Source organism: Kocuria sp. MNB10, assembly GCF_054073685.1.
On the sequence record NZ_CM133411.1, the window covers coordinates 2,226,781 to 2,249,008 of the forward strand.

General features: G+C 68.6%; 20 protein-coding genes, 5 pseudogenes, 1 riboswitch and 2 other annotated features. Of the genes and pseudogenes, 16 read left to right on the forward strand and 9 right to left on the reverse strand.

Annotated features, from left to right (window positions below; genetic code table 11):
• Nucleotides 1–233 precede the first annotated feature (233 nt).
• Both ACW9PK_RS10165 and ACW9PK_RS10170 read left to right on the forward strand, forming a co-directional pair.
• Nucleotides 234–851: a hypothetical protein gene (locus ACW9PK_RS10165; protein ID WP_085107208.1), complete on the forward strand. Its 618-nt coding sequence runs from the start codon at nt 234–236 to the stop codon at nt 849–851.
• Nucleotides 852–897: 46 nt separating this feature from the next.
• Nucleotides 898–1,257 carry a sec-independent translocase gene (locus tag ACW9PK_RS10170; RefSeq protein ID WP_085107176.1) on the forward strand — a complete coding sequence of 120 codons (360 nt, stop codon included), beginning with the start codon at nt 898–900 and terminating at the stop codon, nt 1,255–1,257.
• A 179-nt stretch (nt 1,258–1,436) separates the two neighbouring features.
• On the opposite strand, the gene ACW9PK_RS10175 is transcribed toward ACW9PK_RS10170, so the two are convergent.
• The 3 genes from ACW9PK_RS10175 to ACW9PK_RS10185 are packed head-to-tail and all read right to left on the reverse strand — an operon-like array spanning nt 1,437 to nt 4,577.
• Nucleotides 1,437–2,624 (reverse strand): P-loop NTPase, encoded by a 1,188-nt coding sequence (locus ACW9PK_RS10175; protein WP_085107178.1) that lies wholly within the window; start codon nt 2,622–2,624, stop codon nt 1,437–1,439.
• On the reverse strand, nt 2,621–3,286 hold the full coding sequence (locus ACW9PK_RS10180; protein WP_085107180.1) for a DUF1003 domain-containing protein: 666 nt from the start codon (nt 3,284–3,286) through the stop codon (nt 2,621–2,623). The genes ACW9PK_RS10175 and ACW9PK_RS10180 overlap by 4 nt, the downstream gene beginning before the upstream one ends.
• Nucleotides 3,279–4,577 (reverse strand): magnesium transporter MgtE N-terminal domain-containing protein, encoded by a 1,299-nt coding sequence (locus ACW9PK_RS10185; RefSeq protein ID WP_064846075.1) that lies wholly within the window; start codon nt 4,575–4,577, stop codon nt 3,279–3,281. Before ACW9PK_RS10185 ends, ACW9PK_RS10180 begins: the two co-directional genes overlap by 8 nt.
• 81 nt (nt 4,578–4,658) lie before the next feature.
• Between ACW9PK_RS10185 and ACW9PK_RS10190 the strand changes: the two are divergent.
• From ACW9PK_RS10190 to ACW9PK_RS10200, 3 genes and pseudogenes are all read left to right on the forward strand, one after another.
• Nucleotides 4,659–5,608: pseudogene (locus tag ACW9PK_RS10190) on the forward strand (IS3 family transposase); the annotation flags it as partial.
• Nucleotides 4,958–5,092 (forward strand) — a sequence feature (AL1L pseudoknot). It overlaps the preceding pseudogene by 135 nt.
• A gap of 46 nt (nt 5,609–5,654) precedes the next feature.
• Complete coding sequence (locus ACW9PK_RS10195) at nt 5,655–7,052, forward strand: IS30 family transposase (protein WP_029603730.1); 1,398 nt, start codon at nt 5,655–5,657, stop codon at nt 7,050–7,052.
• A gap of 7 nt (nt 7,053–7,059) precedes the next feature.
• Nucleotides 7,060–7,377: pseudogene (locus tag ACW9PK_RS10200) on the forward strand (integrase core domain-containing protein); the annotation flags it as partial.
• 32 nt (nt 7,378–7,409) lie between these two features.
• Here ACW9PK_RS10200 and ACW9PK_RS10205 read toward each other — a convergent pair.
• Nucleotides 7,410–8,623: pseudogene (locus ACW9PK_RS10205) on the reverse strand (IS3 family transposase); the annotation flags it as partial.
• A gap of 66 nt (nt 8,624–8,689) precedes the next feature.
• A pseudogene (locus tag ACW9PK_RS10210) lies at nt 8,690–8,815 on the reverse strand (IS3 family transposase); the annotation flags it as partial.
• A 191-nt stretch (nt 8,816–9,006) separates the two neighbouring features.
• Between ACW9PK_RS10210 and ACW9PK_RS10215 the strand changes: the two are divergent.
• Nucleotides 9,007–9,156, forward strand: a complete 150-nt coding sequence (locus tag ACW9PK_RS10215; RefSeq protein ID WP_159450063.1) for a hypothetical protein — start codon at nt 9,007–9,009, stop codon at nt 9,154–9,156.
• Between the two features lie 346 nt (nt 9,157–9,502).
• Nucleotides 9,503–10,051, forward strand: a complete 549-nt coding sequence (locus tag ACW9PK_RS10220; RefSeq protein WP_231559544.1) for a DUF3093 domain-containing protein — start codon at nt 9,503–9,505, stop codon at nt 10,049–10,051.
• 39 nt (nt 10,052–10,090) lie between these two features.
• Here ACW9PK_RS10220 and ACW9PK_RS10225 read toward each other — a convergent pair whose 3' ends face one another.
• The 3 genes and pseudogenes from ACW9PK_RS10225 to ACW9PK_RS10235 form a co-directional block, all read right to left on the reverse strand.
• A complete protein-coding gene (locus ACW9PK_RS10225; RefSeq protein WP_019311257.1) occupies nt 10,091–10,786 on the reverse strand; it encodes a metal-dependent transcriptional regulator in 696 nt (231 codons plus the stop codon).
• A 44-nt stretch (nt 10,787–10,830) separates the two neighbouring features.
• Nucleotides 10,831–12,111, reverse strand: a pseudogene (locus ACW9PK_RS10230) (Nramp family divalent metal transporter).
• Nucleotides 12,112–12,302: 191 nt separating this feature from the next.
• Nucleotides 12,303–12,944 (reverse strand): methyltransferase family protein, encoded by a 642-nt coding sequence (locus tag ACW9PK_RS10235; RefSeq protein ID WP_019311260.1) that lies wholly within the window; start codon nt 12,942–12,944, stop codon nt 12,303–12,305.
• A gap of 115 nt (nt 12,945–13,059) precedes the next feature.
• Between ACW9PK_RS10235 and ACW9PK_RS10240 the strand changes: the two genes are divergently transcribed.
• Together ACW9PK_RS10240 and ACW9PK_RS10245 are read left to right on the forward strand one after the other, a co-directional pair.
• Complete coding sequence (locus ACW9PK_RS10240) at nt 13,060–13,392, forward strand: ArsR/SmtB family transcription factor (RefSeq protein WP_019311261.1); 333 nt, start codon at nt 13,060–13,062, stop codon at nt 13,390–13,392.
• The gene (locus ACW9PK_RS10245; RefSeq protein ID WP_019311262.1) at nt 13,389–14,087 is read left to right on the forward strand and encodes a cation transporter; all 699 of its coding nucleotides are present in this window, start codon (nt 13,389–13,391) and stop codon (nt 14,085–14,087) included. The genes ACW9PK_RS10240 and ACW9PK_RS10245 overlap by 4 nt, the downstream gene beginning before the upstream one ends.
• A gap of 55 nt (nt 14,088–14,142) precedes the next feature.
• Here ACW9PK_RS10245 and ACW9PK_RS10250 read toward each other — a convergent pair whose 3' ends face one another.
• Entirely contained in the window at nt 14,143–14,295 is a 153-nt protein-coding gene (locus tag ACW9PK_RS10250) for a hypothetical protein (RefSeq protein ID WP_156125410.1), read from the reverse strand.
• Between the two features lie 387 nt (nt 14,296–14,682).
• Nucleotides 14,683–14,836, forward strand: a riboswitch (cyclic di-AMP (ydaO/yuaA leader).
• A 5-nt stretch (nt 14,837–14,841) separates the two neighbouring features.
• On the opposite strand from ACW9PK_RS10250, the gene ACW9PK_RS10255 reads away from it, so the two are divergent.
• The 7 genes from ACW9PK_RS10255 (at nt 14,842) to ACW9PK_RS10285 (ending at nt 22,220) form a co-directional block, all read left to right on the forward strand.
• Nucleotides 14,842–15,501, forward strand: a complete 660-nt coding sequence (locus ACW9PK_RS10255) for a C40 family peptidase (protein WP_019311264.1) — start codon at nt 14,842–14,844, stop codon at nt 15,499–15,501.
• Nucleotides 15,502–15,956: 455 nt separating this feature from the next.
• The gene (locus tag ACW9PK_RS10260) at nt 15,957–16,325 is read left to right on the forward strand and encodes an ArsR/SmtB family transcription factor (protein WP_085108715.1); all 369 of its coding nucleotides are present in this window, start codon (nt 15,957–15,959) and stop codon (nt 16,323–16,325) included.
• Nucleotides 16,322–17,236, forward strand: a complete 915-nt coding sequence (locus tag ACW9PK_RS10265) for a cation diffusion facilitator family transporter (RefSeq protein WP_019311266.1) — start codon at nt 16,322–16,324, stop codon at nt 17,234–17,236. Before ACW9PK_RS10260 ends, ACW9PK_RS10265 begins: the two co-directional genes overlap by 4 nt.
• Before the next feature lie 48 nt (nt 17,237–17,284).
• Nucleotides 17,285–17,971 carry a DsbA family protein gene (locus tag ACW9PK_RS10270; RefSeq protein ID WP_019311267.1) on the forward strand — a complete coding sequence of 229 codons (687 nt, stop codon included), beginning with the start codon at nt 17,285–17,287 and terminating at the stop codon, nt 17,969–17,971.
• Between the two features lie 91 nt (nt 17,972–18,062).
• Nucleotides 18,063–19,994 carry a cytochrome c oxidase assembly protein gene (locus ACW9PK_RS10275; RefSeq protein ID WP_019311268.1) on the forward strand — a complete coding sequence of 644 codons (1,932 nt, stop codon included), beginning with the start codon at nt 18,063–18,065 and terminating at the stop codon, nt 19,992–19,994.
• Nucleotides 19,987–20,634, forward strand: coding sequence for a vitamin K epoxide reductase family protein (locus ACW9PK_RS10280; protein ID WP_085108717.1), 648 nt, complete (start codon nt 19,987–19,989; stop codon nt 20,632–20,634). Before ACW9PK_RS10275 ends, ACW9PK_RS10280 begins: the two co-directional genes overlap by 8 nt.
• Before the next feature lie 321 nt (nt 20,635–20,955).
• Nucleotides 20,956–22,220 (forward strand): IS3 family transposase gene (locus ACW9PK_RS10285; RefSeq protein ID WP_231885598.1). Its coding sequence is split into 2 segments (ribosomal slippage): nt 20,956–21,259 and nt 21,259–22,220, totalling 1,266 coding nucleotides; the frame shifts between segments, so codons are not numbered across the junction.
• Nucleotides 21,255–21,389: a sequence feature (AL1L pseudoknot), on the forward strand. Its footprint overlaps the gene before it by 135 nt.
• Nucleotides 22,221–22,228 lie beyond the last annotated feature (8 nt).

Consider the following 22,228-nt stretch of genomic DNA (forward strand, 5'->3'; position numbering starts at 1 on the left):
CGGGCTCACGGTGCTTCAGCTTATCGCGGTCTGAGGGCACCGCCGGGAACGCCCGGTCGGTGTCCAGATCGCTGTCAGAATCCTGCCGCACAATTGGGGCGTCGAACGCGGCCGCCGCAGGGCGGTCGCAGCAGGGGACGAACAGGGAGGGGGACGGGGTGTCCACACGGGTCGCGGGTCGCAGCAGGGTGCGCCGGCCCTGGCGTCGGCCGAGTCGGCGGGCCGTGGGTCTCATGACCGCCTTCGCGGCCTGCGTGTGCGTCGCCCTGCTGACCACCGCCGTGTGGAGCGTGGGCAAGCAGGTGCAGCAGCGCCAGAGCGCGGACGCTCGGTCGGAGGCCACGTGGTCACCCGGTCCCCGGGGAATGGTAGACACCACCTCGGAGGCCGACATCCAGAGCCTGCGCGCCCGGGGGTGGGCCGTTCCGGGTCTGGCCGCGAAGGGGTACTCGGTCGCGGACATCCAACAGTCGCAGGTGGGGGGCCAGCCCGTCGTGGCGGTGGCCCTGCACAACGATCACGGCTCGGTGACCATCGTGGAGCAGCGCGGTGACATCAATCCCGACAACCCCATGGACGGCATCACCGGGCTCCCCGTGGGCGCCGAGGGCATGCACCGGTCGGTGCTCGACGGCGCGCGGTTGTGGGTGGACCGCTCCCAACCGTGGCGCGCGGTGATGGTGCGCCCGGACGCCGTGTACACCCTCACATCGGACACCGCACCGGCCACCCTGGCCCAGACCGTGAGCGCAGTCGTGGCGGAGGACCGGGGACGGGTCAGCCTGCCCTCGCAGAAGGACGAGAGTTTCGGGGCCACGGTCGCGGACGGACTCAAGGAAATTTTCGGTTAAGGACCGCCCCCACCGGGGCGTTCCACGACGTTGATAGGCTCAGCGGGTGTTCGGGATTTCAGGCGGGGAAGCCATCATCATTCTCATCGTGGCCCTGGTGATCATCGGGCCCGAGCGGTTGCCCGAGTACGCCGAGAAGTTCAAGGACATGGTCAAGTCCATCCGGCGCTACGCCACGGGTGCCACGGACGATCTCAAGGCGACTCTCGGCCCGGAATTCTCGGACCTCGACTGGCGCAAGCTCGACCCCCGGCAGTACGACCCGCGCGTGATCGTGCGTGAAGCGCTGCTCGAGGACGACGAGGAACAGAACCGCCACCAGTACGAGGCCTCCACCGTGGCCGCACCCACGGTGCGACGGCTCGCGCGAGGCGAACGCGCCCCGTTCGACACCGAGGCCACGTGAGCCGTCGAGCGCGGCGTGAGCAACCGGCCGCCGCGCTATCGGCCGCGCGCCGCGTGAGCTGACAACCGTCCCGTCATCAGACCGACGCCGCGCGGAGGTCGACGCCGCGTGAACAGACGGGTAGGTGCCGGGCGAGCGGGAACCGGGCCGTGCGGCGGCGGCGTCCCGAGGGAGATCGCTCAACCGCGCGGCGTGATGCCCAGATTCTTACCGGCCAGCCCGCGGCCCTGCTGATCCAGGGCGCGCGCGACGGCCCACAGCTGCTCGGCGGCGGGGGAGTTCGGCCGATCCCATACCGCGGGCACGCCGCGGTCCGAGGCCTCCCGCACGGTGACGTCCAGGGGGACGCTGCCGAGCAGGGGGACGGGGTAGCCCAGGCGCTCGGACAGCGAGCTCGCGATCGTCTCGCCACCGCCCGCTCCGAAGACTTCCATGCGCGTGCCGTCCGGCATGACCATCGCAGACATGTTCTCGACGACGCCCGTGACCTTCTGCTCGGTCTGCTCGGCGAGCGTCCCCGAACGCTGGGCCACGCTCACGGCGGCGTGCTGGGGCGTGGAGACCACGACCACGCCCGAGCGGGGCAGCAGCTGACCCACCGAGATCGCGATGTCCCCCGTGCCCGGGGGCAGGTCCAGGAGCAGGTGGTCCAGGTCCCCGAAGTGCACGTCCGTGAGGAACTGCTCCACCGCGCGGTGCAGCATGGGGCCGCGCCACGCCACGGGCTGGGCGGGATCCACGAACATCCCGATCGAGATCACCTTGAGCACCCCGCGCGAGCGGTGACCGGCCCCAGCCGCGCTGTCCTCGGGCCGGCGGTCCGCACCCTCCGGGACCTCCACGACGGGCGGCAGGATCATGTCCCCCACGCGCGTGGGTGGTTGCGCGATCCCCAGAAGACCGGGTACTGAGAAGCCGTGGATGTCCGCGTCCACGATGCCCACGGTGCGTCCCATCGCGGCCAGCGCGGCGGCGATGTTCACCGTCACGCTGGACTTTCCCACCCCGCCCTTGCCGCTCGTGATCGCGTGCACGCGGGTGAGTGAATGCGGGTCCGCGAACGGGTTGGTGCGGTGGTGCCCGAGCTTCTCCTGCAGTTCCTGGCGCTGCGCCGGGGTCATCACACCCACGTCCACGGCGACGTCGCGGACGTCTGGGAGCTCGTTCAGGGCGGCACGGAGATCCGCTTCGATCGTGGTGCGCATGGGGCACCCGGAGACCGTGAGCAGCACGGTCACGCGTGCCGTCCCGCCTTCGAGGACGGCCTCGGGGATCATCCCGAGCTCGGTCACCGGGCGGCGCAGCTCGGGGTCGATCACGCCGTCCAGGGCTGCGCGCAGTCGGGGGTCGATGGTGCTCCCGTTCACTGATGCGGTCCTTCCTGCTCGGGGTCCTCGAGCTCGATCTTCTTCGCACGCGGGGCCCTGGTGGAGCCGTCGGACTTCTTGCCCTCGGACTTCTTGGTCTTGGACTTGGTGGCCTGGGACTGCGCGGCGGCCTGACCGGCGGCGCGGCGGTCCTGGTCCTCGAGGATCTCCTCGAGCAGCCCGCGCAACTCGGAGCGGACGTAGTCGCGGGTCGCGACCTCGCGCAACGCGATGCGCAGGGACGCGATCTCCCGGGTGAGGTACTCGGTGTCCGCGAGGTTCTGTTGCCCGCGTTTACGGTCCTCCTCGGCGACCACGCGGTCACGGTCGTCCTGCCGGTTCTGCGCGAGCAGCAACAAGGGAGCGGCGTAGGAGGCCTGCAACGAGAGCATCAGTGTCAGCAGCGTGAAGTTCAACGCGCGCGGATCGAACTGCATGCTCTCGGGCGCCAGGGTGTTCCACGCCAACCACACCGTGACGAACACGGTCATCCACAGCAAGAACTGGGGCGTGCCCATCCAGCGGGCGAAGGACTCCGTGAGCCGCCCGAAGGCGTCCGGGTTGGGGCGGAAGCGGGTCAGGTACCCCGGGCGTTTCTCGCGCGGTTGGTCCAGGGGGGCGGGCGAATACTGCGAGGACGCGCTGCGCCGGGGATTACTCATACCGCTTACCCACCTTCCGGACCGGGGTTCCGTCGTCGTACGTGCGCCAGTCCTCGGGCAGCAGGGCGTCCAGGACGTCGTCGATCGTGACCGCACCCACGAGCCGGTCCTGGTCGTTGACGACCGGCAGGATCGTGAGGTCGTACGTGGCCAGTTCGCGAGCGACGTCGGCTAAGGACGCCTGGTCCGAGACGGGCTCGATGGACCGATCGATTAGGTTACCAATCGCCTCGGGCGGCGGGTAACGCAGCAGTCGCTGCGTGTGCACGAGACCCAGGTACTTACCCGTGGGGGTCTCGAGCGGCGGGCGGCACACGAGCACCGCGGATGCCGCGGCCGGGATGACCTCCTCCTGGCGGATGTGCGCGAGCGCTTCCGCCACGGTGGCCTCCGGGGGCAGCACGATGGGGACGGGCGTCATGAGCGAACCGGCCGTGCCCTCCTCGTACTCGCGCAGGCGCCGGACGTCCTCCGCGTCCTCGGGTTCCATCATGGTGATGAACCGCTCGGCCTCCGCTTCCGGCAGTTCGTTGAGCAGGTCGGTCGCGTCGTCGGGGTCCATCTCGGCGAGCAGCGTGACGGCGCGCTCGTTGTCCAGGTGGGTCAGAATGAAGACCTGGTCGTCCTCCGGCAGCTCCTCGAGCACGTCCGCGAGCCGCTCGTCCTGCAGTTCCGCCGCGATCTCGAGCTTGCGCTTGTCCGGCATGTCCCGCAGCTCGTCCGCGATGTCCGCGGCCTGGTCCTCCTCGTGCTGCGCGATCCACTGCGTGGCCGGTTGCGGCCCCGCGTTGGACGGGTCGTCCGCGTCCTCCCAGTCCACCACGAGCGTCTGATTACGACGCCGGATCAAGCCTCCCGTGGCCTGCGACCTGCGCACGAACAACTGCGAAATGACCCAGTCACCCCGGTTGTTGCTCTTCTCCATGGCCACGTCCTCGATCGTGGCGGTCCCGGAACCGTCCAACAGCACCACGGTGCGGTCGAAGAGCTCACCCACGGCCAGCGTCTCGGCACCGCGCTGCTCGAAGCGGCGCAGGTTCACGAGCCCGGTGGAGATGATCTGCTCCGCGTCGATGCTCGTAACACGCGTCATGGGCACGAACACACGCTTCTTCCCGAGCACCTCCACCACGAGACCCACGACGAGCGGGCGGGTGCGCACCGACGGTTTGCTACCCGGGCGCAACAGCACCACGACGTCGCGCAATCGCCCCAGGCGGTCGCCCAACGGGTCGAAGACGTCCAGGCCGATGAGTCTCGCGACGAAGATCTTGGAAAGGTTTGTGCTCACCCGCCCAGCCTAGTGAACCGTGCTGTGTGAAGCGCCCTGAGTTTGTTGGAGGCTCCTGACCTTGGAAACGAGGATGGAGTTATGCCGAAGGAACTGGCGAATGGGAAGCCGACGACGCGTCGCTACTCGGACGAGGAGAAGGCCGCCGCGGTGCGGATGGTGAGGACGCTGCGGGCCGAGCTCGGGGTCACGCAAGGAACCGTGCAGCGAGTCGCGACGCAGCTCGGGTACGGGGTCGAATCCGTGCGGATGTGGGTGAAGCAGGCCGACATCGACGAGGGTGTCACCTCCGGCGTGAGCTCGGCGGAGGCGCAGCGGGTGAAAGAGCTCGAGCAAGAAGTCCGCGAGCTTCGCCGGGCCAACGAGGTGCTGAAGCGGGCTGCGTCTTTCTTCGGGGCGGAGCTCGACCGCCACTACCGGAAGTAGTCGCGTTCATCGACGCGAACAAGGACGACCTCGTCGACGGTCGCCGGCTCGGAGTCGAGCTCATCTGCAGACAGTTGCAGGTGGCTCCGAGCAGCTACTACGCCGCTAAGACCCGCACCCCGTCCGCCCGTGCCCAGCGGGACGAGGAGCTGATCCCGCGGCTCGTCGAGCTGTGGGAGGCGAACTACCGGGTCTACGGGGTCCGCAAGCTCTGGAAGGCGGCCCGGCGGGCGGGGATCGCGATCGGCCGCGACCAGACCGCGAGGTTGATGAAGGTGGCAGGGATCGAGGGCGCAAGGCGCTCGAAACGGGTGAAGACGACCAGGCCGGATCCGGCGTCCGCGCGACACCCGGATCTGGTGCAGCGGGAGTTCACCGCGACCGCTCCGAACCGGCTCTGGGTGACGGATCTGACGTTCGTGGCGACCTGGGCCGGTGTCGCGTACGTGTGCTTCATCATCGACGCGTTCTCCCGCATGATCGTCGGGTGGCGGGTCGCGTCGCACATGCGCACCGAGATGATCCTCGACGCCATCGAGATGGCCCGCTGGTCCAGAGGTCACCGCCACGCGGACCTGCGGTGTCACAGCGACGCGGGGTCTCAAGGCGGATTCAACTGGTCGTCGCAACACCTCGATCGGGAGGTGTCAGATGGTTCGTCGTCAGCAGGCAGCAGATCGGGCGGAGCGACCGAAGCTTCGGTCCCCTGGGCATCCGAAGTTCCAACGGCATGTCGAGGCGGCGTTCTGGGCGGAGATCGCCAAGGGGCTATTGCCCATCGAGGCTGCTGCCGTGGTCGGCGTGGCGCAAGCTGTCGGTCAGCGATGGTTCCGCCACGCTGGCGGCATGCCTCCATTCGATCTGAAGTTCACGCCAACCGGACGCTACCTGTCGTTCGCTGAGCGTGAGGAGATCGCATTCCTGCGTGCTCAGGGACGCGGCGTGCGCGAGATCGCTCGAACTCTAGGCCGTAACCCGGGGACGATCTCCCGTGAGCTGCGGCGGAATGCGGCCGTCCGCTACGGAAGTCGCGGGTATCGAGCGTCGGTTGCGCAGTGGAAGGCCGACATGGCCGCGAAACGCCCGAAGGCGGCGAAGCTGGTCACGAACGTGCGGTTGCATACCTACGTCCAGGACCGATTATCGGGGCAGATCGCCACGCCTGATGGCAAGGTGATAATCGGTCCCGAGCCCCCACGGTTCACGGGGATCAACAAGCCCCACCGTAAGCACCGCGGGTGGTCCACGGCGTGGAGTCCGGAGCAGATCAGCAACCGGCTCAAGGTCGACTTCCCCGATGATGAGTCCATGCGCATCAGTCACGAGGCGATCTACCAATCCCTCTACATTCAGGGCCGCGGCGCGCTCAAACGCGAGCTTGTCTGGTGTCTGCGCACGGGCCGGGCGCTGCGCGCGCCGCGGGAACGGTCACGCCGCAAGACTTGGGCGCACGTCACTCCTGGAACGCTGATCAGCGAACGTCCCGCAGAAGCCGGAGACCGAGCTGTTCCCGGCCATTGGGAGGGTGACCTGCTGATTGGGCTCGAGCGCTCAGCGATTGGCACCGTCGTCGACCGCACGACCAGGTTCACGATGCTGGTCCACCTCCCCCGTGAGAAGGGATACCGACACAAGGAAACACCCAAGAACGGCCCCGCGCTGGCCGGCTATGGCGCGATCACGATGAAGAACGCGCTGGCGAGCACGATGTCGACGCTGCCCGCCCAACTGGCGAGGTCGTTGACCTGGGATCGCGGCAAGGAGATGTCCGCTCACGCACAGTTCACGGTCGAGACGGGCATCCCGGTGTTCTTCGCCGATCCGCAGTCCCCCTGGCAACGCGGCACGAACGAGAACACCAACGGACTACTGCGCCAGTACTTCCCCAAGGGCACCGACCTGTCGAGCTGGACGGCAGAGGAGATTGAAGCCGTCGCTCACGCACTCAACACAAGGCCCCGCAAGACCCTCGGCTGGAGAACCCCTGCCGAAGCCTTCAACGAGCAGCTACTGTTGCTCCAACAAGCCGGTGTTGCAACCACCGGTTGAACCCGGTCAATTCACGTCCATTCGCTACGGCGAACGCCTCGCGGAGATCGGCGCGACGCCGTCGATCGGGACCGTCGGTGACAGCTATGACAATGCCCTGGCCGAGACGGTGAACGGGTACTACAAGGCCGAACTCGTCCGCGGGCCGGCCCGGTCCGGGCCGTGGAAGACGGTCGAGAATCTCGAGCTCGCCACCCTCGGTTGGGTGCACTGGCACAACACGCAGCGCCTCCACAGCTACCTCGGCGACGTCCCGCCCGCCGAGTTCGAGAACGCGTTCTATGCTGTCCAAGCCGACCGCGAACACCTGGTCGGAATCAAATAGCGCGAGTCTCCATCAGACCCAGGGCGCTTCATAGCGGACGCAGCGGTCTCGTAGGCGTTCGGGGCGATGTTGCCGATCGCGGAGTGGCGGCGGCGGGTGTTGTAGCGGTTCGCCCACCGGAACACGGCCCGGTAAGCCGTGGCCTGGTCGGGGAACGCGGGGCGACCCTCGAGCAGCTCGCGCTTGAGAGCCGCGTTGAACGATTCGGCCAAGGCGTTGTCCGCGGACGAGCCGATCGCGCCCATCGACTGGGTCACCCCGAGCCGCTCGCAGAGAGTTGCGTACGACTTCGAGGTGTAGACCGACCCGTGGTCCGAGTGGAAGATCGCGCCGCGCAGAGTGCCGCGCTCGCGCCGCGCGGTCCTGAGCGCGTCCTCGACGAGTTCGGTGCGCATGTGCCCGGCCATGCTCCACCCTGCCAGCTTCCGCGAGCCCAGATCGATGCAGGACGCGAGGTAGAGATTCGTGCCGTCGGCGATGGGCAGGTAAGTGATGTCGCCCACGTAGCGGCGGCCCGGCTCCCCAGCGGTGAAGTCTCGGCCGACCAGGTCGGGGAACTTCCGGTCGGACTGGTCCGGCACCGTAGTCTTCACGCGCTTGCGCAGGCGGATGCCGGCCAAGCCGTGCTGACGCATCACGCGGGCCACCCGCTTGTGGTTGACCCGCTCGTCGGCAGGCGCGTCCTCGTTGAGGTCGGCGGTGATCCGCGGCGCCCCGGATGCGCGGTCCCCGCCCTGCTGCGGGTCTTGCAGCGCCCGGATCCGTGCCGCCAGCGCCGCGTCCGCTGCCACCCTCGCGGCCCGTTGCGGCGCGGCGGCCAGCCATGCGTAGAACGACGACCTCGCGATCTCCACGACCTCGCACAACCGCTTCACGCTCCAGGCGTCCTTGTGGTCCTCAACGAACTGGAAGCGGTTCACCAGTTCGTCTCCCCGGCGAAATACTTCGCCGCCTGGCGCAAGATGTCCCGCTCCTCGGCGAGCTTGGCCTGCTCGGTCCGCAGCGCCGCGTTCTCGGCCTCCAGCCGGGCGATCCGCGCAGCCTGCGACTCCGGCCGACCGGCCGGCGCGGCCGTGGGCGCCCCCGCGGTCGTGGTCCTAGAGCCGAGCTTGTCGACCCACTCCTTCAACGAGCCCCGGGACACGCCCAGATCCGCCGCGATCCCCTTGAGCGTCGCGCCCGGCGTGGACTCGTACAAGTCCACCGCCCGGCGACGGAACTCGTCGGTGTAGTTCTTCCTGGCCATCCTTGGATTCTCGCTTCCCCAGCATCGTGCTGGATACCGCGTGTCCAAGATCAAGGGTCAAGCCCCCTGCTCGGATATCCCAAGCTCCCGACACACCGCGGCGATGTCGCTGCCGTCGGCGAGCATCCTGTCGGCCTGCCCGAGCTTGCGGACGACCTGCTCCGGGGTGTGACGCTTCCTGCTGTTCGACATGATCTGACCAGTCTCCCTGCCCGCAACCACGGGCGACAGGACGACTCCCAGAACCACCGGACCTAAAAAACGGGGTCAGCCCAGCTACACCAAGGTGCAGGTGAAGCAGTACTACTACGCCGAGGACAAGTACGGGAATTCTCACGAGCACGGCAGTGACTACTACCAGTACAGCTTCAACCACCACGGCGGTGAAACCTGGGGCGGGGGGGCAGTGGCGCCACTTCAATCACCACCAGGACAAGAAGGTGTACCACGTGGTCAAGTACCGCTACTGGGACGGTCACGGCTGGTCGGACTGGTACAAGGACGTGAGCCACAAGACCGGCCTCGGGCACTGATCGCGCTTTGGTGGGGGCCATCCAGCTTGTGGCTGGCCCTCACCCACATAACATCGGTGAGGGCCCCATCCGCACGCTGTCGTGGCTGGTGACAGCACCCCGCAGCATTGCTCTTGCACCACTGGATGCAATTCTTGGGCAGCAGAACCGTGGCCTCCAGGTCCTCGACGGGGGCTCCCGAAGTGCCGGGTATCGATGAACACTCCTCACTTGTCGCCCATCACAAAGTCATTTCTGGGTGGGGCAGTGATCGGGCCGAACCAGAAACCCCAGATCGGACGGGATCTGCTCCCCGGGATCACGGACCAGAAGGTCCGCGGGGGCGCTGTCATGAGAGGGTTGCAGCATGTCCCATCCTGCGTCCCCCGGCGTCTGCCCACCCGATGAGTCCCGCAGCGCCCAGGGATCCTCCCCGGCCGAACCTGGGGCCGAAAACCTTCCCGCGAAGGCCGCCCCTGGGGCGGTCCTGTACGAGGAACGGTTGTCGGCCGCGTGGTGGATGTGGTTGCTCGTGCTCTTCGCGGGCCTGGTGGGTTTCATTGCCCTGGCCCCGATCAACATGTGGGCCGGGACGGCCGTCGGGGCCGTGGTCGCCGGCGGCACTGCGGTGGCGTTGATTGTTTCGAGCACCGGGATCGTGATCACCGGGGAGTCGTTGCAGGTGGGGCGGGCCCGTATCGAGCGTCGGTTTGTGGGCGAGGCCGAAGCGTTTCGCGGCAGCGCCGTGCAACGGGTGCGGGGCCCCGAGCTTGACGCCCGCGCCTACATGAACTTCCGCGTCTCCGTGGGCCCGGTGGTCCGCATCCAGATCACCGATCCCGTGGATCCCACCCCTTATTGGTTGACCTCGACCCGTCACCCGGAGCGCATCGTCGAGATCCTCTCCGCCGGCTGAGACCGGCGTCCTGTGAGGGGCTCGTCCGGTGACCAGCTCTCAGAGGCTCCGGAGAGTATTGAGGATGGTGATGGGTGTCACCCAGATGGCCTCGGCTTCCACCGGGGCCAGATCGATCGCGGTGTGCTGGTTCCCCGGTACACCGGTGGTTCCGCTGGCTCCCTGGGCGATGACACGAAAAGGCCCGCCCGGCACGAGGCCGCAGGCGCGGAACCGGGTCAGGAGTTGCGGGTCGGCATCAGAGAGACGAACGATCTCGTATCGTCCCGGCCTCGCCCTGGTGAGCCGGGTGGTGTTGAGTGGGCGGCGGGTGCGTCCCTGCGCGGTGGGGATCGGGTCCCCGTGCGGATCGGCCGTAGGCTGTCCCAGCTGGGCGTCGATGCGCTCGATCATCGCGTCGGAGACGGCGTGCTCGAGACGTTCGGCCTCGTCGTGGACCTCCTCCCACGGATACCCCAGGGTGGTGACGAGGAAGGTCTCCAGCAGTCGGTGCCGGCGCACCATCGCGACCGCGTACGCGCGCCCCTGCGGGGTGAGGGTGACGGGTTTGTAGGGCTGGTACTCGACGAGCCCCTGGGCGGCCAGTCGCTTGACGGTGTCGGTGACGTTGGGGGCGGAGGTCCCCATCCGCGCCGCCAGGGCTGTGGTGGTGATCGGCGGGTCGCCCCATTCGGTGGCCGACCAGATCGCCTTGAGATAGTCCTGGGCGACCGGGGTGATCTCACTCAAGTCCATGGGATCCACGCTACCGAGTGCCGCGCCGGAGCTGCCGGGCCCACTCAATCGGCCCCGGTGGCGGTCAGGATGATCAGCGCCAGATTCAACGACACGATCAGGGCCACGACCACCCAGGCGGCGACAGTCAAGGCCACCTTGTTCACGAAGGCGCCCATCAGATCCCGGTTGCTGCTCAGTCGCACCAACGGGATCAGGGCGAAAGGGATGCCCAGGCTCAGCAGCACCTGGGACAGCACCAGCGCCCAGGTCGGGTCCACCCCGACGGCGATGATGACCAGGGCCGGGATCAGGGTGATCAGCCGGCGGGTGAACACCGGGATGCGCACGTGCAGCAACCCGCCCATGATCGCTGATCCGGCGTAGGAGCCCACCGAGGTCGAGGCCAGACCGGAGGCCAGCAACCCGATGCCGAAGGCGACCCCGACGGCCGGGCCCAGGGCGGCGGTGATCGCCGCATGGGCTCCTTCGATGCTGTCGGTGCCGGGCACCCCGGCGAGATTGCCCGCGGCCAAAAGCAGCATCGCGATGTTCACCGACCCGGCCACGAGCAGGGACAGCAGCACGTCCCACCGGGTGGCGGTCAGCAGCCGCGGCAGGGCCTCGGCGGGCACCGAGTGCCCGTGGCGGTCCCGCGCCAGGGCGGAGTGGGCGTAGATGGCGTGGGGCATCACCGTGGCCCCGAGCATGCTCGCGGCCAGCAGGACCGTCGGGGTGCCCTCGAACCGTGGGACGATCCCGGCGACGGCCTCGTCCCACGACACGGGGCCGAAGAACAGGCCGGTGACGAAACCGGCGGTGACGATCGCCAGTAGGCCGGTCACGACGAACTCGAAAAACCGAGGGCCCCGGCGGGTCTGCAGGACCAGCAGCAGCATCGAGATCACCCCGACGATCACGCCCCCGGCCAGCAGCGGGATCCCGAAGAGGATGTGCAGGGCGATCGCCCCGCCGATTACCTCGGCCAGGTCAGTGGCCGCGGCCACCAGCTCGGCCTGGACCCAGTAGGCCAGCCGCCAGCCCCGGGGCAATCGGTCGCCCAGCAACTCGGGCAGGCTCGATCCGGTGACCAGCCCGACCTTCGCCGAGAGGTACTGGATGAGTACCGCCATGGCATTGGCGGCCACCAGCACTCACACCAACAGGTACCCGTACTGGGCGCCGGCGGTGAGGTTCGCCGCGACGTTGCCCGGGTCCACGTAGGCGACCGCGGCCACGAAGGCTGGACCCAACAACCAGGGCAGCGGTTGGCGGCGCACCCACCGCTCTCCTGGGGAAGTGGCGGCAACACCTGTTGAGCCGGTGCGCCCGGTCCCGGTCCTCATAGAAAGTTAAGCTATACGAACTTTCCGGCGCGGGGAATGGGGGCCCGGCCTCGAGGGCTTGGTCATGCCCCCAAACGTGCGCGCGCAGGAGGGGCTGGGCGCCTCGACAGCCGATCACAGGGGCATGGAACTCCGGACGGTGCTGGTCTCCTGGGGTGGGGGAACTGTCGGCCAGTGGTGGGGTCCTGGGTTCAGGGGGTCAGCTCGCCCAGGGGTGCGGGGCGGAGTCGGCCGAGACCGGGCATGAACCGGCCGACATGAGCGGCGTAGGAGGCGTAGGCCTGTCGGTGGGTGCTCAGCAGGTAGGGCTCTTCGACGAGACGGACCTGCAGCTCCACGGCCACCAGCAAGCACAGCCACGCCGCTGCAGTGACCACGGTGGGCACCAGGAGGGTCAGGCCGGCCAGGGTGGTGAGCATCGCGGTGAAAATCGGGTTGCGGACCACGGCGAAAGCCCCGGTGGTGACCAGCTCGGTGCGTTCGGTGGCGTCGACACCCACCCGCCAGGAGGCGCCCATGCCGGCCTGGGCGGCTAGTACACCGAGGAAACCCACCACGGTGACGACCGCCCCGGCCCAGGACAGTGCTTGCGGGAGCCGGGGTGCGGCCACGGTGCCGGTGAGGGCCAGGACGGGCCCGGCCGCACCGAGAACCAGGGCGGCCGCGAACAGGATCCCGCCCCACCACTCGGGCGAGCCGGGCGCCCCGCTCACCCCGCGGAAGCCGCTGGAGCCGGTGCGGCGCCGGTGGATCCACGACCGCACACCGAAGGCGGTCACCAGGCCGGCCAGGTACAGGCCCAGCGCCAGAGCCGGGGCCACTTCCGACATCATCACGGTCCTCCTCGATCCGGCAAACGCAGCACGCCCCGGGTGACCCGCTGGTGCGCCCGAGGAGTGCCAGCAGGCCACCCCTCAACAGTACACAGAAACCTGTACCGTAGGGGGGATGACCGCGGTGACCCCCACCCATACTTCGGCCCTGTCCCGGTTGGGCCATGCTCTCTCGGACGGGACCCGGACCCGGATCCTGCTGTCCCTCCGAGACGCCCCGGCCCGGCCCTCGGAACTGGCTCAGGCCCTGGGGGTGTCCAAGCAGGTGATCTCCAACCAGCTGGGGTGCCTGCGCGGGTGCGGGCTGGTGACCTCCACCGCCGAGGGGCGCAGCACCTGGTACTCCCTGGCCGATCCCCGCCTCGGGGCTGCCCTGGGGGACCTGCTGGAGCTGGTGGTCACCGTGGACCCGACCTGCTGCTCCCCGGAAGGATGCACCTGCACATGACCTCCCTGACCCTGGACCCCAAGCCCATCGCCGATGCACGCCGGGCGGTGCTGCACCGCAGGGTGCGCTGGATCGTGGCCGGCACCATCACCTACAACGTGCTCGAGGCGGTCATCGCCCTGACCGCCGGCACCATCGCCTCCTCCTCGGCGCTGATCGGCTTCGGCCTGGACTCGATCGTGGAGGTCCTCTCCGCGGCGGCGGTGGCGTGGCAGTTCGCCGCCCCGGACCCGCACCGACGGGAAAAGGTGGCGATGCGGGTGATCGCGTTCTCCTTCTTCGGCCTGGCTGCCTTCGTCACCGTCGATGCGATCCGCGCCCTGCTCGGGGCCGCCGAGCCGGAACACTCCCCGGTCGGGATCGCCCTGGCCGCGGTGAGCCTGCTCATCATGCCGTTCCTGTCCTGGTTCGAACGCCGCACCGGCCGGGAGCTGGGCTCTGCTTCTGCGGTGGCCGATTCCAAGCAGACCCTGCTGTGCACCTACCTCTCCGCCGTGCTGCTGGTAGGCCTGGTGCTCAACAGCACCCTGGGCTGGTCCTGGGCCGACCCGCTGGCTGCGCTGGTGATCGCCGCCGTGGCGGTCAAGGAGGGGCTGGAGGCCTGGCGCGGAGACGCCTGCTGCACTCCCGTTGCGGTCCTCACCGCCGAGGACGGTGCACACTGCGGTGGATGCGGTCCCAACTGCGCCCACTGAGCACGGTCGGCACGCGTCGGCGCCCCGAGACGAGGACGCCGGGGCGCACGGCTTCTCAGGAACCGAGGTAGACGGAGATCGCGGCGAACAGCGCAACTCCGCCGGTGAGCAGGATCGGTCCCGGCACGCTGGTGTCGCCTTCGTGGGCTTGGTCGGGCATCTCCTCGACCACAACGCTGGCTAACGTTCCGCCAGTCAGTGCGAGCATGGACAGAGCCCAAATTTCCGGGGCTTGATGCAGCGCGAAATATCCCAGGATGGCCGCGGGCTTCGCTCTCGATCCACCCGCCGCGCCTTTTGAAGTGGCTCCTGTCCCCACCGCTGTGTGGGCGACGACTCCCCGCGCAGCGTCCACGCACCAACAAGCCACCTCACTCAAAGCGCAGAGCGCCCCGCCTTTCTCGGGAAATTAACAGGAAAAAGCCGACAACAATTCAGGTCTTCATCAAGCCTTGACCACTTCTTTACGATCTCTATACATTCCCGAATCGGATTGTGATTGTTTCGTAATCTCCTTGTACTCTTCAGTGCGTGCCGACCACTGATCCTGTCGGCGCCCTCGTGGCACATCGCCGAGTTCTGCCGGTGCTCGGGGTTCCTGAAGAGAAATCGCTTGGCAGAAGCGGGGGAACCATTACCGGTCCCGGTGTACCGGGGCCTTGGGGTTAAGTCTCAGAGCGCGTGCGTTCTGCGGCCGGGTGTCTCCCACCCGCATCCGACAGCTCACCTCGTAGGCAAAGGGAGGAACTCCACCATGTCGCTTTTCAAGCAGCACACTGCCCGTCACCGCGCCCAGACCTCCTCGCGCGCCGTGCGTACCACCACCGTCGTCGCCGCCGCCGGCGCAGCGCTGGTGGGCTCCATCGCTCCGGCCCAGGCCTACGCCGAGATCCCCGCCGCCTCCGGGTCCTCCTATGCGGCTCCGGCCTCGGCGATGGCCGATCTGGCCTCCTACACCACCCCGGCCCCGGTCGCCGCGCAGCCCGCCGCCCCCGTCGACCAAGCCCCGGCCCCGCAGCAGAGCGCCGCCACCTCGAGCGTGAGCCCGCAGTCCACCGCCATCACCGAGATCGCCCCGGCCGCCGGCGGCATCGTGGGCACGGCCATGCAGGGCGTGGGCACCGGCTACGTCTGGGGCGGGACCTCCTTCGGGGCCTGGGACTGCTCCGGATTCACCGGCTGGGTCTACGCCCAGAACGGCATCGACATCCCCCGCACCAGCTTCCAGCAGATCGCCGCCGCCACCCCGACGTCCAACCCGCAGCCTGGTGACCTGGTGTCCCAGAACGGCGGCAACCACATCGGCATCTACATCGGTGGCGGCAAGATGGTCTCGGCGCTGAACCCGACCCAGGGCACCTTCGTCCACTCCGTCAACGCCATGCCCGTCGACGGGTACTACACCTACCGGTGAGTCTCGCCGATGTGGTGAAGGCCGGCCGGTGGGCTCATCCGTCAGGTGCGGAGTGCCCCGCCAGGATCATCGTCGATGGACCGCATGGGTGCACTCGGATGGACCGCATGGGTGCACTCCGCAGCTGTAGCCGCAGACTCGAACGATTGCCACGATCCTGTCGATGTGCACACGCCAGCGAATCGGCACACGGGGAGCAGTCCTGCGGAGAGGATCGGAGAGTGCTCATGGCCTTGCCCTGTCTTCCGCTGGACGCGGGCAGTGCTTATCCTGCTCCGCCTCGGCATTGGAGCGAGAGCCCTTAGGGTGCAGCGATGGCTCGGGGGACGGGGATGCCGCAGTGGCGGACGGCACCCCCGTCCGCCCTCACCGTATGAATACGAGCTGGACATTGCCCGATCATCAAGGGAAGCCCCTCATCTCCTTTGATACAGATTCTGCTGTACGGTTATTGGATGAGGATCTTGTCCCCGGTCGCGGCGATGTCCCGTTTCGGCAAAGCACTGGCCGATCCCACCCGGGCCGCGGTGCTGCTGCAGCTGCAGCAGGGCCCAGCGGTGCCCTCGGAACTGGCGGCCCGGATCGGGGTGAGCCGGCGGATCGTGTCCAACCACCTGGCCTGTCTGCGCGACTGCGGGTTGGTCGTGGGCGTGCCGGTGGGGCGCAACGTGCGCTATGAACTCTCGGACCCCAAGCTGGCCCACGCGTTGGAGGACCTGCTGGGCACTATCCTCACCGTCGAACCGGTGTGCCGGTGCGGGACACCCGAGTGCGCCGCCGAGGCCCTCGCCGATGACGCCACCACCCAGGAGATTCCGGTATGAGCGGCGAGCACGATCATTCCCACGCCGGCGCCGGGCGGAGGGGGAAACTGGCAGTGGTGTTCGCCATCACCGCCACGATTATGGTCGCCGAGATCATCGGTGCGGTGGTCTCGGGCAGCCTGGCGCTGCTGGCCGATGCCGGGCACATGTTCACCGACTCGGCCGGGCTGCTCATCGCCCTCACCGCCGCGACCCTGGCGCTGAAACCGGCCACGGACAAACGCACCTGGGGGTACCAGCGCGCCGAGATCGTCGCCGCGGCCGCCCAGGCCTCGGTGCTGCTGGCTGTGGGCGGGTTCATCGCCGTCGAAGGGGTGCGCCGGCTGTTGGAGCCCCCCGAGGTCGAGTCCACGGCCATGCTGTGGTTCGGGGTGGTCGGGCTGGTCGGCAACATCATCGGGCTGGTCATCCTCGCCTCGGGCCGGGGGGAGAACCTGAACATGAAGGCCGCGTTCCTGGAGGTGGCCAACGACGCCCTGGGCTCGGTAGCGGTGATCGTCTCCGCGATCGTCATCGCCACCACCGGGTGGACCCGGGCGGATGCGGTCGTGTCCTTGTTGATCGCCGCCCTGATCGTGCCGCGGGCTCTGATCCTGCTGCGCGACACCATCGAGGTCCTGATGGAAACCACCCCGAAGGGCCTGGACCTCGAGCAGGTCCGCACCCGCTTGGAAGCCCTGCCGCACGTGGTCGGTGTGCACGATCTGCACGCCTCGCGCATCGACTCCGACACCCCGGTGCTCTCGGCCCACGTCACCGTCCACGACGGCTGCCTGAACGCTGAGCACGCCGGGGTCGTCCTGGCGGATCTGCAGGCCTGCGTGGCCCGTGACTTCGACGTAGCCATCGAGCACTCCACCTTCCAGATCGAACCGGCCTCCCACCGCCACGATGAGACCCTCCACCCCTAGCCCCCTCCACCGGTACGCCCTGCTGCCGGAGACAGAACGGACACCCCTGTGAGTACTACCGCCAGCCCGCCCACCCCAAAGCAGAAGCCCTCCAAGGCCAAGATCATCGTGTGGGTCCTCCTGGTCGCCGTCGTGGCCGCCGTGGCCATCCCGATCCTCATCGCCCGTGCCAACTCCACCCCCGAAACGGTGCCCCAGGGCCAGGGGCAGGTCGTGCGGGAGAACAGCCGGGTGCTCTCCCAGGCACCGGACGAACAGGCCGTGCTGGTGGAGTTCCTGGACTATGAGTGCGAAGGGTGCCGGGCCGCCTACCCCGTCATCGAGGAGCTGCGGGCCGAGTACGCCGACACCGTCACCTTCGTCCACCGCTACTTCCCGCTGCCGGGCCACCGCAACTCCATGAACGCCGCCCTCGCGGTCGAAGCCGCCGCCCAGCAGGGACAGTACGAGGCGATGTACCAGCGTATGTTCGAGACCCAGGAACAGTGGGGGGAGTCGGCCGAGGACCAGAGCGCGGTCTTCCGCGGCTTTGCCGAAGACCTCGGCCTGGACATGGCCGCCTTCGACGCCGCGGTGGCTGATCCGGCCACCCAGGAGCGCATCGAGCTCGATGTCGCTGACGGTGAGGCTCTGGGGGTGGGTGGGACTCCCACGTTCTTCCTCGATGGGGAAGTGCTCAACCCCGAGTCCCTGGAAGGCTTCCGGGACGCCGTCGAAACCGCAGCCACCGACTGACCCAATGGTCACCCCACCCCACACGCCCACCCCGCCGGTGGTCCTCCCCCCGCCTCCCGGCCCGACGCCGACTGGACGGCGCCGGCGCGCCATGGCTGCCGTCTACATCGGTATCGGGGTGGGGACCTTGGCCGTGCTGTGGGTGGCCCTGGGATCCTCCGGGGCCACCGCGCCCCGGGAAGTGCTCGATCCCGGGGTCCTGGTGCGCTGGGGGTTGCCGCTGGCCACGACCGTGCATCACCTGGCCATGGGCATCACCTGGGCCGGGCTGGTCTTCGCCACCACCGTGGTGCCCCGGTCCACTCCGGTCCCCGGAGCGGGACAGACCAGGGCCGAGCACCCGGCCTTCGCCCGGGCCATGACGGTGGCTGCGGCCGCGGCCGCGGTGTGGACCCTGGCGGCGGTGGCGATCATCGTGCTCAGCTACGCCGACACCATCGGGGCTCCCGTGTCCGGCTCGGCCGAGTTCACCGGGCAACTGGGTTACTACGTGACCCGCCTGATCCCCGGCCAAGCATGGGCCGTCACCGCGGTGGCCGCGGCACTGACCACCACCCTGGCCGTGCTCGTTCGTTCCCCGGCGGCGGTGGCCGCCACCGCCCTGGTGGCCCTGGCCGCCGTCATCCCGCTGTCCCAACTGGGACACGTGGCCGGGGTCGATGATCACAACGGGGCCGTCAATGCTCTGGCCCTGCACCTGCTCGGTGCCGGGATCTGGACCGGCGGGATCATCGTGCTCGCCCTGCTCGCCCCGCTGCTGACCGCCCCCGCCACCGGCCACGGGTCAGCCCGGACCGTGCTGGAACGCTTCTCGGCCCTGGCCGGGGTGGCTTTCGTCCTGGTGGCTGTCTCGGGAGTCATCAACACCGTCTACCGGATCGGTGGCTGGGACGGGCTGGACTCCGGCTACGGGGCGCTGGTGATCGCCAAGACGATCGCCACCGTGGCCCTGGGCGTGCTGGGGTACCTGAACCGCCGGGCGATCACCGCCGGCACCCCGACGCTAGGCCGGGTGTGGCGGCTGATCACCGTGGAGGTCTTCATCCTCTGCGCCGTGATGGCCCTGGGCGTGGCCCTGGCACGCACCCCCACCCCGGTGCCTCTGGAGAGACAACCTGACATCACCCCCGCGGAGATCCTCACCGGCTACCTCCTGCCCCCGCCCCTGAGCTTCTCCGGTTGGTTCACCCAGTGGCGCGTCGACTGGCTGTGGATCGCCGTGGCGATCCTCGCGGCTTGCCTCTACCTGGGCGGGGCCCGACACCTGCGCCGCACCGGCGCACCATGGCCGGTGGCACGCACGGCCGCATTCCTGGCCGGTCTGGTGCTGCTGGTCTACGTCACCTGCGGAGCGATGGCCCTCTACGCCCCGATCCTGTTCAGCGTCCACACCGCCGCCCACCTGCTGCTGAGCTTCCCGGTGCCGCTGCTGCTGATCGCCGGAGCGCCCGGCCGCCTGGCCGCGGCCCTGGTTCCGGTCCGCACTGACGGCAGCACCGGGTGGTGCGAGCTCGCCGCTGCATGGCGCACCTCCCGGGCCGGGGCCCTGCTGGCTCACCCGGCCCCGGCCGGGATCCTGATGCTGGCCGGGCTGGGCGTCTTCTACTACACCCCCGCCTTCGCCGTGGCCCTGCACACCCACGTCGGCCACGAGCTGATGAACACCACCGCCGTGGCCCTGGGCCTGATTTTCGCTACCGCCGCGCTGGCCGCCCCACCGGACCGCAGAGCGGTGCGCACGCAGGCCTTGGTGCTGCTCGCGGTGGCCACCGTGCTGGGGATCTGGGTGGTGTTCACGGCCCTGTCACCGACGGTGATCCAACCAGAGTGGTTCTCCGGACTCGGCCGAGACTGGGGGCCTTCTCCGCTGGCGGATCAACAATCCGCGGCCCATTCCATCCTCTTGGCCGGGGTCCTGCCCCTGTTGGCCGCGGCCCTGGCCGTCCTGGCTCGAAGACACCAGCACGGCACCACCGACGCCACCGTTGATCGAGGAACCCCCAAGGACATCCACCATGGCTGAAACCACCACCAGCGCCCACCGCCACCCAGGCGCCGGCCCGGTCGCCGAGGAGCACCTGCCCGGATTCGCCCGTCGCCGCCCCTTCGCCCTGGTCCTGTTGGTGACCGGGGTGATCGGGTGGGTCGCCTCGGCGATTCTGGTGCTCGAGCGCCTTCAGCTCTACAAGGACCCGGGCCACGTCACCAGTTGTGACATCAACCCCTGGGTGTCCTGCGGGCAAGTCATGGGCACCTGGCAGTCGGAGCTCTTCGGCTTCCCCAACCCGCTGATCGGCATCGTCGCCTTCGCGGTGGTGATCACCACCGCCATGACGATCCTGGCCGGGGCCCGCCTCGGGCGCTGGTACTGGGCGGGCCTGCAGGTCGGGGTCACTCTCGGGGCGGTGCTCGTGATCTGGCTGTGGTCCCAGGCCCTGTTCGCGATCTACATCCTGTGCCTGTACTGCATGATCGTGTGGGCGGCGATGATCCCGCTGTTCCTCCTGCTCACCGTGCGCAACCTCGCCCACGGCGTCATCCCCGCCCCGCCCCGGTTGGTGCGCTTCGCCACCGAGTGGGCCTGGACCCTGGTGGCCATCGCCTACGTGGCCGTGGCTGCCTCGGTGTTCTTCCGCTTCTTTTCTACCTTCACCGGCCTCTGACCCACCCCTGAACGATTCCGGCCATAGCGCCCCTTCAAAGATGCCATGGCCACGATGTCCAGCGACCCGACAACTGCCCCCTGGATCTTGCCGCAGCACCTGCTGTTGGATGTCCTCGAACAACAGCCAGAGGGCCCCTGCCATGGCAGGGGCCCTCTGGCTGTTCCCGACGGTGCCGCGCATCCGGTGACACGACGCGCTCCGTTTGAGGGATGGAAGCGACCACCATTAGTGGGACACCCACGCCAGTGCTGCCCCTGCTCATCGTGAAGCGCCGTGAGTTTGTTGGAGGCTCCTGACCTTGGAAACGAGGATGGAGTTATGCCGAAGGAACTGGCGAATGGGAAGCCGACGACGCGTCGCTACTCGGACGAGGAGAAGGCCGCCGCGGTGCGGATGGTGAGGACGCTGCGGGCCGAGCTCGGGGTCACGCAAGGAACCGTGCAGCGAGTCGCGACGCAGCTCGGGTACGGGGTCGAATCCGTGCGGATGTGGGTGAAGCAGGCCGACATCGACGAGGGTGTCACCTCCGGCGTGAGCTCGGCGGAGGCGCAGCGGGTGAAAGAGCTCGAGCAAGAAGTCCGCGAGCTTCGCCGGGCCAACGAGGTGCTGAAGCGGGCTGCGTCTTTCTTCGGGGCGGAGCTCGACCGCCACTACCGGAAGTAGTCGCGTTCATCGACGCGAACAAGGACGACCTCGTCGACGGTCGCCGGCTCGGAGTCGAGCTCATCTGCAGACAGTTGCAGGTGGCTCCGAGCAGCTACTACGCCGCTAAGACCCGCACCCCGTCCGCCCGTGCCCAGCGGGACGAGGAGCTGATCCCGCGGCTCGTCGAGCTGTGGGAGGCGAACTACCGGGTCTACGGGGTCCGCAAGCTCTGGAAGGCGGCCCGGCGGGCGGGGATCGCGATCGGCCGCGACCAGACCGCGAGGTTGATGAAGGTGGCAGGGATCGAGGGCGCAAGGCGCTCGAAACGGGTGAAGACGACCAGGCCGGATCCGGCGTCCGCGCGACACCCGGATCTGGTGCAGCGGGAGTTCACCGCGACCGCTCCGAACCGGCTCTGGGTGACGGATCTGACGTTCGTGGCGACCTGGGCCGGTGTCGCGTACGTGTGCTTCATCATCGACGCGTTCTCCCGCATGATCGTCGGGTGGCGGGTCGCGTCGCACATGCGCACCGAGATGATCCTCGACGCCATCGAGATGGCCCGCTGGTCCAGAGGTCACCGCCACGCGGACCTGCGGTGTCACAGCGACGCGGGGTCTCAATTCACGTCCATTCGCTACGGCGAACGCCTCGCGGAGATCGGCGCGACGCCGTCGATCGGGACCGTCGGTGACAGCTATGACAATGCCCTGGCCGAGACGGTGAACGGGTACTACAAGGCCGAACTCGTCCGCGGGCCGGCCCGGTCCGGGCCGTGGAAGACGGTCGAGAATCTCGAGCTCGCCACCCTCGGTTGGGTGCACTGGCACAACACGCAGCGCCTCCACAGCTACCTCGGCGACGTCCCGCCCGCCGAGTTCGAGAACGCGTTCTATGCTGTCCAAGCCGACCGCGAACACCTGGTCGGAATCAAATAGCGCGAGTC

Bases quoted from the DNA above. Each gene is read 5' to 3' on its own strand.
- ACW9PK_RS10165 (WP_085107208.1), top strand. From the start codon at position 234: ATGACCGCCTTCGCGGCCTGCGTGTGCGTCGCCCTGCTGACCACCGCC.
- ACW9PK_RS10180 (WP_085107180.1), bottom strand. From the start codon at position 3,286: ATGAGTAATCCCCGGCGCAGCGCGTCCTCGCAGTATTCGCCCGCCCCC.
- ACW9PK_RS10195 (WP_029603730.1), top strand. From the start codon at position 5,655: ATGGTTCGTCGTCAGCAGGCAGCAGATCGGGCGGAGCGACCGAAGCTT.
- ACW9PK_RS10220 (WP_231559544.1), top strand. From the start codon at position 9,503: ATGTCCCATCCTGCGTCCCCCGGCGTCTGCCCACCCGATGAGTCCCGC.
- ACW9PK_RS10225 (WP_019311257.1), bottom strand. From the start codon at position 10,786: ATGGACTTGAGTGAGATCACCCCGGTCGCCCAGGACTATCTCAAGGCG.
- ACW9PK_RS10235 (WP_019311260.1), bottom strand. From the start codon at position 12,944: ATGATGTCGGAAGTGGCCCCGGCTCTGGCGCTGGGCCTGTACCTGGCC.
- ACW9PK_RS10240 (WP_019311261.1), top strand. From the start codon at position 13,060: ATGACCGCGGTGACCCCCACCCATACTTCGGCCCTGTCCCGGTTGGGC.
- ACW9PK_RS10245 (WP_019311262.1), top strand. From the start codon at position 13,389: ATGACCTCCCTGACCCTGGACCCCAAGCCCATCGCCGATGCACGCCGG.
- ACW9PK_RS10250 (WP_156125410.1), bottom strand. From the start codon at position 14,295: ATGCTCGCACTGACTGGCGGAACGTTAGCCAGCGTTGTGGTCGAGGAG.
- ACW9PK_RS10255 (WP_019311264.1), top strand. From the start codon at position 14,842: ATGTCGCTTTTCAAGCAGCACACTGCCCGTCACCGCGCCCAGACCTCC.
- ACW9PK_RS10260 (WP_085108715.1), top strand. From the start codon at position 15,957: ATGAGGATCTTGTCCCCGGTCGCGGCGATGTCCCGTTTCGGCAAAGCA.
- ACW9PK_RS10265 (WP_019311266.1), top strand. From the start codon at position 16,322: ATGAGCGGCGAGCACGATCATTCCCACGCCGGCGCCGGGCGGAGGGGG.
- ACW9PK_RS10275 (WP_019311268.1), top strand. From the start codon at position 18,063: ATGGCTGCCGTCTACATCGGTATCGGGGTGGGGACCTTGGCCGTGCTG.
- ACW9PK_RS10280 (WP_085108717.1), top strand. From the start codon at position 19,987: ATGGCTGAAACCACCACCAGCGCCCACCGCCACCCAGGCGCCGGCCCG.